Genomic DNA, 14,911 nt, shown 5'->3' on the forward strand with positions numbered 1-14,911 from the left:
TTATGAAAGATATACTTAAAAACATTAATAAAGCCTTTGATAATAGAATTAGACTAGGAATAATGTCTGCTCTAATGGTTAATGAATTTCTCGATTTTAATTCATTAAAAGAAATATTAGGAGTAACTGACGGAAACTTAGCGAGCCACATAAAAGCTTTGGAAAAAGTTGAGTATATAAAAATAGAAAAACAATTTATTGGTAAAAAACCAAATACAAAATATAGTATTACAAAACTTGGAACACTTGAATTTAAAAAACACATTGCCGCGTTAGAAAAATTAATACATAAATCCTAAAAAAATTTAAACTTTTACTTTGATTTTCAAAGTACTTTTAAAACTAAAATCATGAATAAACAACAAAACAAATTTGGAAGTTGGCTAAAAACTTCAATTACAGCTAGAATGTTAATGGTAGGACTTTTAATAATTATACTCCTTATTCCATTATCCTATATTAAAAGTCTTATTAATGAACGTGCTAAAAGACAAGAATCGGTCGTTAATGAAATAAATGCGAAATGGGGAAATGAAGTTTTACTTTATGGTCCAATTTTAAAAATTCCATATAAGACTTATACCGAAAAATTAATAACCAACAATGCTACCAAAAAAGTTAGTAAGGAAACTATTGAACATTTAAATTATGCCTATTTCTTTCCCAATGATTTAAATATAAAAAGTGAAATAAACCCCGAAGTTAAGAAAAGAGGTATATATAAAACATCTGTTTACAAAAGTAACTTACAAATAAATGGGAATTTTAGTAAACCAAATTTTAAATTAAATGAAACACAAGACTCTGATATACTTTGGGAAAAAGCTACAGTAATAATTAAAACTTCAAATTTAAAAGGAATTAATAATCAAGTTGAAATACAAATAAATAATAATGATTACAAATTTGTGCCCAAATACGAAGAACAACTAACTAAAAATTACAACAATTCTTTATCACTTCATAAATTAGAGACCTCCTATATAAAAAAAGACGATTTACAACATAAGCAGCATAAAACCTTTAATATAAATATTACTGTAAGTGGTAGTAAACAATTTACAATTATCCCAATTGGAAAAGAAACCAATTTAAATGTTTTGTCTAATTGGAAAACTGCCAATTTTATTGGCGAATTTCTTCCTTTAAATTCCAATAAAATAACCGAAAATGGTTTTGATGCAAAATGGAAAGTTTTGCATATTAATAGACCTTTCTCACAAGAATATTTTAAACTATTACCTAATTTAAATGAATATGCATTTGGTGTAAATTTTATGATTCCGGTAGATGAATATCAAAAAAGTGAACGCTCTGCAAAATATGGTTTTTTGGTAATAGCATTGACATTTTTAGTTTTCTTTTTAATTCAAAGTATTAGTAAAATTTCAATTCATCCATTTCAATATTTAATGATTGGTTTAGCATTAACCATGTTTTACACTTTATTAATATCCATATCAGAACATAGCAATTTTTTAAAAGCTTATTTAATTGCAAGTTTTTCCGTTATAACCTTAATTACAATTTATTCCAAATCCATTCTTAAAACAAATAAATTTCCAATATTTATTTGTATTTCCTTAGCTGCACTTTATACTTTTATTTATGTAATAATTCAACTTGAAAATTACGCGTTACTAGTTGGCAGCATTGGTTTATTTACAATTTTAGCAATTGTAATGTATATCTCTCGAAAAATTGATTGGAATTAGCAATTAAAACATAAGGAGGTTCTTATAATTAGAATCTCCTTATTTTATATTTTCAATAATATTCTAAAATAACAATTATAAGGTCAAAACATAAAAAGTTGCTGTATTTTGAAATAACCTTTAGCTTTAAATATTTGGCTAATAATATTTTATGTAGTAATAATTAAAAAATTAACTTGTTCTAAGTTTTCGAACTAAATCTTCTAACCCATTTAACTGAATTTCATAAACCAAACGTAGCATATCGCCTAGTTTTCCTTTTGGAAATCCTTTATTATTATACCAAACAATATAATGCTCTGGTAAATCAATTAAAAAATTTCCTTTATACTTACCATACGGCATTTTTGTATTTGCAACCTGTTCCAAATAATGCTGATTATTCTTTTCCATCAACATAATCTTGTAAGTAACTAAAACGTTCTGTTAACTTTCCATTTTCGGTCATTTTTGCTCGTTGTAAAATACCATCTTTATCTTCATTAAAAAAAGCGGGAATAACTTTCTTTACAAAATTTTCACCAAACCCTTCTGAAGCGTCTTTTGGTAGTTCACAAGGTAAATTATCAACCGCCATAACTGCAATTACATTTTCTTTTCTAAAATAATCTTCCTCTTCGGTTAATGGATTGTAACCATAAATAGGTTCAGCAATTGTTGAAGGTCGTATAGTTGAAGCCACGGGACCATCAATATCACAGCTTATATCTGCAACTACTCTTATATTAAAATCTTTAGATTTTGCATCTTCACGTGTAAAAATAAACGGAGAATCGTCCCCATAAAAATGACAAGCAATATACATATCTGCCACCTTGGCAAATCGCATAAAATCACTTTCATACTTTGTCGGATTCTTAAAAAAATCTTGTTCATTAATTATTTTTCCATCTATTCTTTTATTGTAATCCAATACATCAATTTGCACAAAAACGGGTTCGTTAAAAGTTTTTGATAAAAACTCTGAAACATTAACTTCTCTCATTCTCATTCCTTTCAACATTTCCTTTGCTCCATTTCCAACCCTTCCTTTACCAGTTAAAACAACTTTTATATTTGGTAATTTTATTTTTTGAAGTTCATGAATTAGCATTAATTGATCGTGTAACTCTTCCGCTTTTGGTATTTTAAACAAATCGTATTTTAATCCGTAAGTTCTAAAACCATTATAAGCACCAACAATACCGGCATATCTACCAAATGCAACCAAACGTGTACCTTTTTTATTTACTATTACTTCGTGGTCGTATAGTTCAATATTTTTTGAAAGAATTGCATTCAATAATTTTCGATTATAGGATTGCTTTTTATATGTATGAGAAAAGAAAAAGTATTTTTTATTAGGAATCAAATCATTAATTGGAACCTCTTTTACACCAAGTAAAACATCACAATCCGAAACGTCATTTACAACCTCTAAACCAATATTCTCGTAGTCTTCATCAGTAAAAAAACGATTGTTCGAACTTTCAACTTTTATAGAAAGTTCCGGATATATTTTCAACAATTTTTCGCAAGCAGCGGGTGACAAAACTACACGACGATCTGGCGGGTTTTTGCGTTCTTTTATAATTCCTAACTTCATAATATAAATTGGTATAAATTTTGCAACTAAGGTATTATGAATTAAAAGAACTTACAAATAATAAATCTAATAGATTTTTAATACATTTGCGTTCTTTAAAAGAATAAGATCTTTGATTTATTGGGGACGACTGGTTTTGACTGCAAGGTCAATTAAACTAGAAGCATGCCGAGTTATGAAATTGCACTCGTAAATCTCTATTTCAACTTTTTAAACGGCGAAGATAACTACGCTTTAGCTGCTTAATCCGAATTACAGTAGGATGAGCCTCGGCACACAAGGTGTGCAAGCTAAATGCCCTCTGATAGCCTTGGTTAGCGGCGATCAATTTTTGGGCATCGTAAAAGTTAACATAGAAATACTATTGTTTCGCTAGTATTTTGAAACTTAAGAAACTAAGCTTTAGGTAGATTGTTTTCGATCAGCCTTTTGTCGAAAATTTAAAGAAAACTAAGCATGTAGAAACTACTTTGGTTGCTTGTTTGGACCCGGGTTCGATTCCCGGCGTCTCCACTATTTTAAATTATTGCTTATAACATCCCTTTCTTTAATGTTATTTCTATAACTCCATTGGCGCCCCTCAATCCCCAATGTGCAGCTTCATTTCCAATTAAAACTTTAACATCAGCTACTTGTAATGGTAGAATTGATGAAATCTCAGTTACTATAATTCCATCAACCACCAATAACGCATAAGGATCTGCAAAAGCGGAATTTGGACCTTGAGAATCTAACAAAATCTTTTCACTTCCTGTATCTGAAGTGATATTTGCTCCAGGATAAATATTTTGAAAAATTGAATTCATTGTTTCGAAGTTATTGTTTTCTACCAATAAATTCTCAACACAATAGTCTAAAACACTCTTATCCAAACTTTTATTAGCAATAACACTTTCATATGAATTATTGTTGTTACTATATATTAAATTTACAAACAAAGAGTCCAAATTTTTTAATTTAATATACTGACTTTCAAAACCTTCAAGTTCTATTCTAATTAAATCTTTCTTTTTACACGAAATTTTAAAAAAACCTAATGAATCGGTTTTAACACTATTTTTTGATTTCTTTGCTTTTAAATTTACTCCTTTTAAAGGAAACTTATTAAAAGCTATAACTTTACCATTTACAAAATTTGTTTGCGCATTTAATTCAATAGCGCATAATGCCATTAACACAAAAACAAACCAAATAAAATTATTCTTTAAAAACATTTTTTTAATTATTACTTCGATTTTAATTTAATCTCAACGGCACCATTAGCTCCTCGAACTCCCCAATGTGCTGCATTATTTCCAACTAAAACTTTTACCGACTCTACCTGTCCTGGTTGTATAGTTGAAATATCATCAACAACAATACCGTCAACTACTAACAATGCATAAGGTTCGGCTAAAAAGGAATTTGGACCTCGAGTATCTAACAATACTTGTTCACTACCTGTTTCTGAAGTGAAATTAGCTCCAGGATAAACACTTTGAATTACTTCAAAAATTGTTGTCATCATTTCAAAATTATTATTTTCAACCATTAGGTTTTCAATGCAGTAATCAAGTATGTTTTTATCTAAGTTATTATTTTCAATTATACTTTTATATGAATTATCATCGTTGCGATAAACTAAGTTTACATTTAACGAATCTGTAGTACTAATTTTAATAAACTGACTATTAAAACCTTTTAACTCAATTCTTACAAGATCCTTTTTTTTACAAGAAATATTAAAAAAACCTAATGAGTCTGTCTGGGTTGTTTTTTTAGATTTTTTTGTAGTTATCGAAACTCCTTTCAAAGGGTATTTATTAAAAGCTGTAATTTTTCCATTTATACTATTTGTTTGAGCATTTAATTGTAAAGTCATTACTCCAATTAACAAAAAAACAATCCAATTTATTTTATTCATTCTAAAAATATTTTATAATTTCAAATTTTATAAGCTTATAAAAAGCCCCTTTTTTTATAGTACTAAAATACGTACAATTTTTAAGGAATTTCTATATTTAAAGGATAAAAATCTAATTTTAAAATTTAAACCAAATGAATCTCATTAACTTAACATTAAATTAATCACCATTATTTAAAAATAAATTATTTTTTGAAAATTTTAACAAAAAAAAAATTTGATTTATTAAATAATTCGTATATTTGTCCATGGTAAGTCTTTACGATTTACCAATCTTTTTCATAGCAATTTTCCTCACTCATCTCGAGTGAGGTTTCTTTTTTATACCAATTCCTTTTTTTTAACTTATATTCCGTTTAAGTTTCTATTTATATGTTACTATTTACGTAAGTATTTATTTTTACAGAAAAGATACATTATCTTTACATTTAACAATTAAAAACAGTCTATTGAAACGTATAATTGTTTCCGTAACAAATGATTTAGTAAATGACCAAAGAGTTCATAAGGTTTGCACTTCTTTATTAGAATTGAATTACGAAATTTTATTAATAGGAAGAAAACTTAAAAACAGTGAAAACTTAAAAAGAACTTATAATACTTATAGAATTAAATTGATTTTTAATAAAGGTTTTTTATTTTATGCTGAATATAATCTTCGCATTTTTTTTAAACTTCTTTTTTTAAAAAAAGACATTTTATTAAGTAATGATCTAGACACATTATTACCAAATTATTTAATTAGTAAACTTTTTAAAAAGAAGCTGGTCTATGATAGTCACGAGTTATTTACAGAGGTTCCCGAATTAATAAACAGACCCTTTGTAAGAAATTTTTGGTTGGCTATTGAAAAACGGATTTTACCTAATATTAAAAATTGTTATACCGTAAACACTGAAATTGCACAAATTTATAGTTCAACCTATAATATACCTGTTAAAGTAATTAGAAATATAGCTCCCAAATATAAAACTATTGATGATTTAACTGATTTTTCAAGGAAAATAAAAGGCACAAAAAAAATGCTTATTCTTCAAGGAACTGGTATTAATATTGATAGAGGAGCAGAAGAAGTGGTTGATGCCATGCAATATTTGGATAATATAATTTTATATATCATTGGCTCTGGTGATGTTTTTGAAATTCTTAAAGAAAAAATATCAGTACTTAATCTTCAAGAAAAAATTATTATTTTAAACAAAATGCCTTATCTAAAATTAATGAAATATACGCAAATTGCTGATCTTGGTCTTTCATTAGATAAGAATACGTGTTTGAATTATGAACTAAGTCTTCCTAATAAAATTTTTGATTATATACACGCTGGCACTCCTCTACTTGTTTCAGACAGAAAAATTGTTTCTAAAATAGTAATCAAAAACAATATTGGCAGGGTAATTAATACTCATAATCCAAAACAAATCGCTAATTGTATTTCTTCCATTTTTAAAAATGATAAAGAATATGCTATTTGGTGTAAAAATTTGAACTCAGCAGCACAATTATTCAATTGGGAAAAAGAAAGTGTTAAACTTAAAAGCATTTACAGTAATTTAAAATGATTGTTATTTATAGCGAAAACATATCAAACCGCTTAATTTATACTTTTAATGTAATTTTTAAATATATTTTAAAAACTAGCTATAAAATTGTAGATCTTCAAACTTTTGAAAATTCTAAAAATCAGGTTTGTATAAATTACAGTTCTAAAAAATTAAAAGATTGTATTTCTATTATTCCTCATACTATCCTTTTTGAAAAAGATATAAATAAACAGTTAATTAGTACTGAATGGAAAAATGACATCCCTTATTTCTTTAAAACTAACGGTAATTCACTTTTTGGTTTTGACATTTTTGCAAGTACCTTTTTTATGGTTACCAGATACGAAGAATATTTTCCAGAAAATTTAGATAATCACAATAGATTTAAAGCCGAAGATTCATCTGCTTATAAAAATAATTTTTTAAACCTTCCGGTAGTAAACCTTTGGGCTTTAGACTTAAAAAAGGAAATAGCGAAAATATATCCTAATTATAATTTTCTTCAAACAAAATACAACTATATAAATTCTATAGATATTGATGTTGCATATGCTTATAAAGGAAAAGGGGTTTTTAGGTTATTTGCAAGTTTTGTAAAATCAGTTATAACTTTTAACAAAAGTGAACTAAAAAACCGATTTAAGTTTGTATTAAAAAAACGAGACATTTATAATTCTTATGATTTTATAACTAAGCTTCAAGAAAAATACAATACCACAAATTATTACTTTATTAATTTAGGAGATTATGCCAAATTCGACAAAAATGTGCATTATAAATCTAAGGAAATTCAACAATTAATAGAAAAGATTACTTTAAATAAAAAAAATAAGATTGGAATTCACCCTTCCTATGCTTCAAACAAAAATTCTATAAAAATTGAAATTGAAAAAAAACGATTGGAGAAATTAACTAATCAAAGAATAACTAGTAGCAGACAACATTTTTTAATGTTAAGTTTCCCAAACACATATGAAAATTTATTAAAAAACAACATAACACACGACTATACAATGGGTTACGCCAGTAAAGTTGGATTTCGAGCGGGTATTTGTACAACCTTCCCCTTTTTTAACATCCCAAAAGACAAGGAAGAAAATTTATTAATTACTCCTTTTCAAATAATGGATGGAACTTTAAATAATTATGAAAATTTAAATCCTGAACAGGCAATAGAAAAAATAAATACAATTATTACCACAATTAAAAAAGTTAATGGCACATTTGTATCCTTATGGCACAATTCATCTTTAAGCGAAACCAATGAATGGGAAAATTGGACAATTGTTTATGAAACACTTGTTAAAAATGCATCAGGTGAAAAATAAATTAACAAATCTAAAAATTTGAGTAAAACACTAAACATAGTTTCTTTTGACGTTCCTTATCCCCCAAATTATGGTGGAGTTATTGATGTCTTCTATAAACTAAAAGCACTAAACAAACTTGGTGTTAAAATTATTTTACACACTTTTGAATATGGAAGAGGCAATCAAACCGAATTAAAGAATTATTGTAAAACTGTTTATTATTATAAAAGAGAAAAAAAAATAAGTCAATTATTCTCAAAAACTCCCTTTATTGTAAACACAAGAAATGATGATCAGTTAATTAAAAACTTAAAAAGCAATAATTATCCAATCCTTTTTGAAGGTCTTCATAGTACTTATCCACTTTTAACAAATTATTTTAATGATAGGATTACCTTTGTTAGAGCTCATAATATTGAACATAATTATTACAAAGGATTATCGAAAAGTGAACCAAATAAATTAAAAAAAATATACTTTAATATTGAAGCTTATAAATTGCTTAAATTTCAGAAAATTTTAAAAAAAACAAACTACATTTTATCTATTTCTCCTTTTGAACAAGAATATTTAATATCCAAATTTCCAAATAAATCCATTTACATTCCTGTATTTCATCAAAACAATAGTATTGAGACTTTTGAAGGTAAAGGGAATTTTGCTTTATATCATGGAGATATTGGAGTTTCAGACAATCTTAAAGCTTGTTATTATTTAATTAAAATATTTTCTAAAACTTCGTTTCCATTAAAAATTGCAAGTAATTTAACCAATTTAAAACTTGAAAAAAAAATAAAAGAATTTTCCAATATTAAATTCGAAAAACTTACCGATAATAACCAGTTAAATACACTTATAAAAACGGCACATATAAATATTTTACCTACTTTCCAAAATACTGGAATAAAACTTAAACTTATTAATGCTCTATTTAATGGAAGATTTTGTTTGGTTAACGATGCAATGGTTTTAAATACTGGACTTGAAGAGATTTGTAATATTGCCAATTCTAAACAAGAATTTACAAAACAAATTGAAATTTTATTTCAGCAACAGTTTACAGAGAAATTAATTAAAGAAAAACAAAATGCTTTAGCACCATTTAACAACTTAAAAAGTGCTCAAAAAATTATAGATTTACTTAACTAAACGTTTGTCTTTTGCTGAACAACCTCAAATAATTCTCCTCCTTCACATTTTAAAGTTTTATAAGGGAATTTTAAAATAAGTGCATAATCATGAGTTGCCATTAAAATAGTTTTGCCTGTTGCATGTATTTCTTTTAAAACATTCATAACGCCAACCGAAGTTGCTGGATCTAAATTACCCGTAGGTTCATCGGCTAAAATTAATTCCGGGTCATTTAACAATGCTCGCGCTATTGCCACACGCTGCTGCTCACCTCCCGATAATTGAAACGGCATTTTAAAGTCTTTAGTTTCCATTCCAACTTTTGACAAAACTTCCATTATTTTAGACTTCATTTTATCAGCGTCTTTCCAGCCCGTTGCTTTTAAAACAAATTTCAAATTTTCAAAAACATTTCTATCATTTAATAATTTAAAATCCTGAAAAACAATCCCTAATTTCCTTCTTAAAAACGGAATTTCCTTTTCTTTTAATGTATTTAAATTAAAACCAACAATACTCCCTGTTCCCTCTTCAAGTGTTAAATCTCCGTATAAAGTTTTCATTAAACTACTTTTTCCACTTCCTGTTTTACCAATTAAATAAACAAACTCACCCTTATTAATGGTTAAATTCACTTTGGATAACACTAAATTTTCGCGTTGAAATATTTGAGCATTTTTTAAAGAAAGTATAGCTTCGGACATGTAATTATGATTTTTAACAAATCTAAATATTTAAAAATAAAATTTCAACATATAACAATTTAAAATACCTACAATTACGCTTTAAAATTAAATTTAGGAACAGTTATTGTTATCATCTTTTGATAAAAAAATAAAAAGAAAATGCAATTTCGTAAAATTATTACGTTATTAGACTATAGTTTTAAACTTTCAATTTTTATTAAAATGAATTATAAAAAAATTGTATTACCATTTATAATATTTTTTATTTCGTGCTCACTTTTTGCACAAAAAACCGCTATTTATACCAATAGCTTAAAGGAATATAACCACGCTGTTGAATTATACCAAAACAAAGCTTATGTTGCTGCACAACACAAATTTAACAACTTAAAAAATAATTTCGATCACGCTTCAGAACTAAAAGCAAATTGCGAATATTATGCAGCAAATTGTGGTATAAGACTAGGACAAAGAAATTCGGATGATTTAATGCAAAAATTTGTAGACAAATATCCGACTAGCACCAAAAGAAACAATGCTTTTATTGATGTTGCCGATTATTATTACAAGGTTGGAAAATATTCATACGCTGCAAAGTGGTATAAAAAAGTAAATACAACCAATTTAAATATAAAACAAGAGGAGGCATTTAATTTTAAATATGGTTATTCACTATTTGCAACCAAAAATTATGCTTTAGCAAAAAACTATTTTTTAGGTTTACTCGATTCTCAAGAATACGGAGCCCAAGCTAAATATTATTATGGTTTTATTGCGTACAACCAAGATGATTATACTACAGCCGACAAATATTTAGGAGAAGTAGAAGAGAACACAAACTTTAAACAAAACGTATCGTACTATTTAGCCGATATGAATTTTAAATTAGGGAAATTTGAAACGGCTATTGAAAAAGGAGAACCTCTTTTGGAAAAATCTAGAGGTTTAGAACATTCTGAAATTTCGAAAATTGTTGGAGAGAGTTATTTTAACCTGCAAAAATACAAAGAAGCAATTCCGCATTTAAAAAAATACAAAGGAAAGCGAGGTAAATGGACAAATACAGATTATTACTTATTAGGATATTCGTATTACAAACAAAACGACTTTGAAAATGCCATTAATTTTTTCAATAAAATTATAGGAGGAGATAATGGTGTTTCGCAAAACGCATATTATCATTTAGCCGAATGTTATTTAAAATTGAATCAAAAAAACGAGGCCTTAAATGCTTTTAGAAATGCATCTCAAATGAAATTTAAACCAGAAATTCAAAAAGATGCGTGGTTAAACTATGCCAAATTAAGTTACGAAATTGGAAACCCGTATAAAAGTGTTCCTGAAGTTTTACAAGAATACATAGAGTTATATCCAAACTCAACTCACAAAGAAGAAATTAACGATTTAATTATAAGCGCATATATTACTTCTAAAGATTATAAAGGAGCCTTAGAATTTTTAAAAGATAAAAAAAGTGCTAAAGATCTAGGACTGTATCAAAAAGTTGCTTACTATCGAGGTGTTGAACTTTTTTCTGAAGGAAACTTTGATTTAGCTAAAGAAAATTTCGAAAACTCTTTGAAAGCACCAATCGATAAATTATTTACAGCTAAGTCAAATTTTTGGAAAGGAGAATCTAATTACAGATTAAATAATTTTGTAAATGCGTTGAATGATTTTAAACAATTTTCAATAAATAGCGAAGCTCCTAAAACTGCTGAATATGAGCATCTTAATTATAATATGGCTTATACATTTTTTAAACAAAAAGATTACAACAATGCAATTGATGCCTTTAAAAAATATATAAATCAAAATACCGATGATAAAGTTCGTAGAAATGATAGTTATTTAAGAATTGCAGATGGCTATTTTGTAAACCGAAACTATTCAAATGCTATAAATTACTACAACAACGCTATAAAAATAAACGGAATTGATAGTGATTATGCTCATTTTCAAAAAGCAATTAGTTATGGTCTTATAGGAAAAGAAAATCAAAAAATTGACGAATTAAATCTTTTTTTAAACAAATATGCACGATCTACATATAAAGATGATGCTTTATACGTTTTGGGTAATTCTTATATTAAAAAAGGTGAAAATCAAAAGGCAATTTCAAGCTTTGATCAATTAATTACCAATTTTAAAAGAAGTCCGTTAGTATCTAAATCATTACTAAAAAAAGGACTTATATACTATAATGCAGATCAAAATGAACAAGCTTTAACAACTTATAAATCTGTTGTAAAAAGATTTCCAAATACTGCAGAAGCAAAACAAGCGGTTAAAGATATTAGACAAATTTATGTTGATTTAGGAAGAGTTGATGAATATGCTAGTTGGGTAAAAAATATTGATTTTATAAATGTTTCTGATGCTGAATTAGATAATGACATGTACGAATCTGCAGAAAAGCAATATTTACAAAACAATCATAGTAAATCTATTACGGCCTTTAAAAAATATTTGCAAAATTTCCCTAGAGGTCTGCACAAATTACAAGCAAACTTTTATTTAGCACAATCGTTATTTTCTGAAAACAAGCGAACAGAAAGCATTCCTTATTACAGTTTTGTTACTGAGCAAGAACCTAATGAGTTTACGGAAAATTCTTTATCAAAATTAGCCTTAGTTCTATTAGAAAACAACAATTGGCAACGTGCAATTCCAGTTTTAGAACGTTTAGAAAACGAAGCCGATTTACCTCAAAATATAACTTTTGCACAATCCAATTTAATGAAAGGGTATTACGAAAATAAAAATTATAGCAAAGCGGTTGCTTACGCCGAAACGGTATTGAAAAATTCTAAACTTGAAAATAGAATTAAATCCGATGCACAAATTATTATTGCTCGTTCAGCAATAAAAACAAACAATGAAACAAAAGCCAGAAATGCATATAAAGAAGTTGAAAAAATTGCTTCTGGGGAATTAAAAGCCGAAGCACTTTATTATAATGCCTATTTTGAAAACAAAGATGGAAGTTATCGTGTATCCAATCAAATTGTTCAAAAAATAGCATCAGACTATTCTGCTTACAAATATTGGGCTTCAAAAGGGTTAATTATTATGGCTAATAACTATTACGAATTAAATGACGCCTACCAAGCTACATATATTTTAGAAAGTGTTATTAAAAACTTTTCGCAATTTGATGATGTAGTTTCAGAAGCTACAACAGCATTAAATAAAATAAAAACAGAGGAAGCAAAAACAAACGAATCTATTAAAAATTAGAACAACTAATTTATAGATTTATTAATAAAATTATAGTTAAACAGAAAATTTAAACCAATGCGAAAGCTACTTATAAGTTCACTATTCATTTTAATTGCAACTATTTCTTTTTCTCAAGAAACTAAAATAGACTCATTAAAAACCGAAGAAATATCGGTTGTAAAACCATACACCCCAACAATTTCCGATGCTTTTAAAGTAAAATCAAATCCGGTTATTGATACTTTAACTAAAGTAGCCAAAGAAAAGGTAAATTATAGTATTTTTTCAATTCCCGTAGCTTCAACTTTTACTCCCTCCAAAGGAAAAGCAAAAGGAATTAAAAAAGAACCAAAGGAACGCTTATATGAAAATTATATTTCGGCTGGTTTCGGAAATTATACAAGTCCGTTATTTGAAGCTTATTTACACACTGGAGATCCTAGACATAATGATTTAGGAGTTTTTATAAATCATCACTCATCACAAGGTGGCATCAAAGATATTCAACTAAAAAATGATTTTTCCGACACACGTATTGATGGTTTTTACAAACAATTTGACAAATATTATGGTTGGCAAATTAATGCAGGTATGCAACGCAAACTTTTTAATTATTATGGTACTCCTAATGAAGTAGTTTTAGATGAAACAACTCTAAATTCAATAGATGAAAAGCAGATTTATAAAAACATTTATGTTGGAGGAAAGGTTTATTTTGAAGATTCATTTTTTCAGGGTGCTTCTGCGGAGCTTGTTAATTTTTCAGACAATTATAAAAGTAACGAATTTCGGTTTTTAGCAAAACCGAAATTGGAATTTCCTATTTCAACCGAGTTAATAAACAGTGAGTTTATAATAGATATTATTAAAGGTAAATTTGAGCAAAGCTATAATTCTCTGGATGCTATAAATTATAGTTTTTTAAATTTAGGAGTTAATCCCAACTTTGAAGTTTTACGAGAAAACTTAACCGTAAATCTTGGAGCCAAGTTATACTATTCAAGTGATTTAGAGAACAAAACAAATAAATTTTATGCATATCCAAATGTTACCGCTTCGCTTAAATTAATTGATGATGTATTTATTTTAGTAGCGGGAGCAACAGGAGATTTAATTCAAAATAATTATCGCGATTTATCAAACGCCAATCCATACATTTCACCAACATTAACAATTTTGCAAACGGACAAACAATACAAAGCGTTTGTGGGTGCAAAAGGTAAATTAGCCTCTAATATTAGTTATAATTTTGATATTAGTCACACCAATGAAAATAGTAAACCTCTATTTATTCAAAACAAAACAAAAACTGATGGGAGCATTGCAGTTTCTCAAGGTTATGAAGCAGGAAACTCATTTAATGTAATATACGACAATGTTAAAACACTTGGTTTTTATGGAGAAATAACCGTTGAAGCATCCAAAGAATTTAACTTTGGCGGCTCTTTTAATTTCGATAATTACACAACACAAACTGAACTAGAAGCTTGGAATTTACCTTCTTTAAAAGGAACAATTAACGCCAATTATTCAAATAAAAAATGGTTTGCCGGTTGTAAATTGTTTTATTCTGGCACCACAAAAGACTTAGTTTACGCTTTTGGCAACGATAACATTGAACCCAATATTATTGAAAATGACTCTTATGTAGATTTAAACCTAAATGGTGGATACTTATTTTCGGATAGGTTAACTGCTTTTGCTAAAATAAATAATGTTTTTGGAAATAATTACGAACCATTTGTAAATTACAAAGTTCAATCGTTACAAGTTTTAGCCGGAATTACATATAAATTCGATCTCTAAAATCAATAA

12 protein-coding genes and 1 other RNA gene are annotated in these 14,911 nt (G+C 27.2%); 8 read left to right on the forward strand and 5 right to left on the reverse strand.

Annotated elements, in window-relative coordinates:
* Positions 1-2 precede the first annotated feature (2 nt).
* Together Q0776_RS10830 and creD are read left to right on the forward strand one after the other, a co-directional pair.
* Positions 3-299, forward strand: a complete 297-nt coding sequence (locus Q0776_RS10830) for a transcriptional regulator (protein ID WP_298368026.1) — start codon at positions 3-5, stop codon at positions 297-299.
* A 51-nt stretch (positions 300-350) separates the two neighbouring features.
* Positions 351-1,715: a cell envelope integrity protein CreD gene (creD, locus tag Q0776_RS10835; protein WP_298368027.1), complete on the forward strand. Its 1,365-nt coding sequence runs from the start codon at positions 351-353 to the stop codon at positions 1,713-1,715.
* Between the two features lie 171 nt (positions 1,716-1,886).
* Here creD and Q0776_RS10840 read toward each other — a convergent pair whose 3' ends face one another.
* The gene (locus Q0776_RS10840; RefSeq protein ID WP_298368028.1) at positions 1,887-2,108 is read right to left on the reverse strand and encodes a DUF3820 family protein; all 222 of its coding nucleotides are present in this window, start codon (positions 2,106-2,108) and stop codon (positions 1,887-1,889) included.
* Complete coding sequence (locus Q0776_RS10845; protein WP_298368030.1) at positions 2,095-3,300, reverse strand: NAD(P)-dependent oxidoreductase; 1,206 nt, start codon at positions 3,298-3,300, stop codon at positions 2,095-2,097. Before Q0776_RS10845 ends, Q0776_RS10840 begins: the two co-directional genes overlap by 14 nt.
* Positions 3,301-3,422: 122 nt before the next feature.
* On the opposite strand from Q0776_RS10845, the gene ssrA reads away from it, so the two are divergent.
* Positions 3,423-3,816, forward strand: a transfer-messenger RNA (tmRNA) gene (ssrA, locus tag Q0776_RS10850).
* A gap of 14 nt (positions 3,817-3,830) precedes the next feature.
* On the opposite strand, the gene Q0776_RS10855 is transcribed toward ssrA, so the two are convergent.
* Together Q0776_RS10855 and Q0776_RS10860 are read right to left on the reverse strand one after the other, a co-directional pair.
* Positions 3,831-4,514, reverse strand: coding sequence for a hypothetical protein (locus Q0776_RS10855; RefSeq protein ID WP_298368033.1), 684 nt, complete (start codon positions 4,512-4,514; stop codon positions 3,831-3,833).
* 11 nt (positions 4,515-4,525) lie between these two features.
* Positions 4,526-5,203 carry a Plug domain-containing protein gene (locus Q0776_RS10860; protein ID WP_298368035.1) on the reverse strand — a complete coding sequence of 226 codons (678 nt, stop codon included), beginning with the start codon at positions 5,201-5,203 and terminating at the stop codon, positions 4,526-4,528.
* A 449-nt stretch (positions 5,204-5,652) separates the two neighbouring features.
* On the opposite strand from Q0776_RS10860, the gene Q0776_RS10865 reads away from it, so the two are divergent.
* The 3 genes from Q0776_RS10865 to Q0776_RS10875 are packed head-to-tail and all read left to right on the forward strand — an operon-like array spanning position 5,653 to position 9,206.
* Positions 5,653-6,765, forward strand: coding sequence for a glycosyltransferase (locus tag Q0776_RS10865; protein ID WP_298368037.1), 1,113 nt, complete (start codon positions 5,653-5,655; stop codon positions 6,763-6,765).
* Positions 6,762-8,075: a polysaccharide deacetylase family protein gene (locus Q0776_RS10870; RefSeq protein WP_298368039.1), complete on the forward strand. Its 1,314-nt coding sequence runs from the start codon at positions 6,762-6,764 to the stop codon at positions 8,073-8,075. The genes Q0776_RS10865 and Q0776_RS10870 overlap by 4 nt, the downstream gene beginning before the upstream one ends.
* Positions 8,076-8,093: 18 nt before the next feature.
* Entirely contained in the window at positions 8,094-9,206 is a 1,113-nt protein-coding gene (locus tag Q0776_RS10875; RefSeq protein WP_298368042.1) for a hypothetical protein, read from the forward strand.
* Here Q0776_RS10875 and Q0776_RS10880 read toward each other — a convergent pair.
* Positions 9,203-9,892, reverse strand: a complete 690-nt coding sequence (locus Q0776_RS10880; protein ID WP_298368045.1) for an ATP-binding cassette domain-containing protein — start codon at positions 9,890-9,892, stop codon at positions 9,203-9,205. The two genes, Q0776_RS10875 and Q0776_RS10880, sit on opposite strands and share 4 nt — an antisense overlap.
* Positions 9,893-10,096: 204 nt before the next feature.
* Between Q0776_RS10880 and Q0776_RS10885 the strand changes: the two genes are divergently transcribed.
* Positions 10,097-13,114, forward strand: a complete 3,018-nt coding sequence (locus tag Q0776_RS10885) for a tetratricopeptide repeat protein (RefSeq protein WP_298368047.1) — start codon at positions 10,097-10,099, stop codon at positions 13,112-13,114.
* Between the two features lie 57 nt (positions 13,115-13,171).
* On the forward strand, positions 13,172-14,902 hold the full coding sequence (locus Q0776_RS10890; RefSeq protein WP_298368050.1) for a TonB-dependent receptor: 1,731 nt from the start codon (positions 13,172-13,174) through the stop codon (positions 14,900-14,902).
* Positions 14,903-14,911: the final 9 nt, after the last annotated feature.

This window comes from uncultured Lutibacter sp. (assembly GCF_947495725.1).
Taxonomy (GTDB): Bacteria; Bacteroidota; Bacteroidia; order Flavobacteriales; family Flavobacteriaceae; genus Lutibacter.

What these genes read in the sequence shown, in the direction of transcription:
- Q0776_RS10830 (WP_298368026.1), top strand. Translation starts at nt 3, where the DNA reads ATGAAAGATATACTTAAAAACATTAATAAAGCCTTTGATAATAGAATT.
- creD (WP_298368027.1), top strand. Translation starts at nt 351, where the DNA reads ATGAATAAACAACAAAACAAATTTGGAAGTTGGCTAAAAACTTCAATT.
- Q0776_RS10840 (WP_298368028.1), bottom strand. Translation starts at nt 2,108, where the DNA reads ATGGAAAAGAATAATCAGCATTATTTGGAACAGGTTGCAAATACAAAA.
- Q0776_RS10845 (WP_298368030.1), bottom strand. Translation starts at nt 3,300, where the DNA reads ATGAAGTTAGGAATTATAAAAGAACGCAAAAACCCGCCAGATCGTCGT.
- Q0776_RS10855 (WP_298368033.1), bottom strand. Translation starts at nt 4,514, where the DNA reads ATGTTTTTAAAGAATAATTTTATTTGGTTTGTTTTTGTGTTAATGGCA.
- Q0776_RS10860 (WP_298368035.1), bottom strand. Translation starts at nt 5,203, where the DNA reads ATGAATAAAATAAATTGGATTGTTTTTTTGTTAATTGGAGTAATGACT.
- Q0776_RS10870 (WP_298368039.1), top strand. Translation starts at nt 6,762, where the DNA reads ATGATTGTTATTTATAGCGAAAACATATCAAACCGCTTAATTTATACT.
- Q0776_RS10880 (WP_298368045.1), bottom strand. Translation starts at nt 9,892, where the DNA reads ATGTCCGAAGCTATACTTTCTTTAAAAAATGCTCAAATATTTCAACGC.
- Q0776_RS10885 (WP_298368047.1), top strand. Translation starts at nt 10,097, where the DNA reads ATGAATTATAAAAAAATTGTATTACCATTTATAATATTTTTTATTTCG.
- Q0776_RS10890 (WP_298368050.1), top strand. Translation starts at nt 13,172, where the DNA reads ATGCGAAAGCTACTTATAAGTTCACTATTCATTTTAATTGCAACTATT.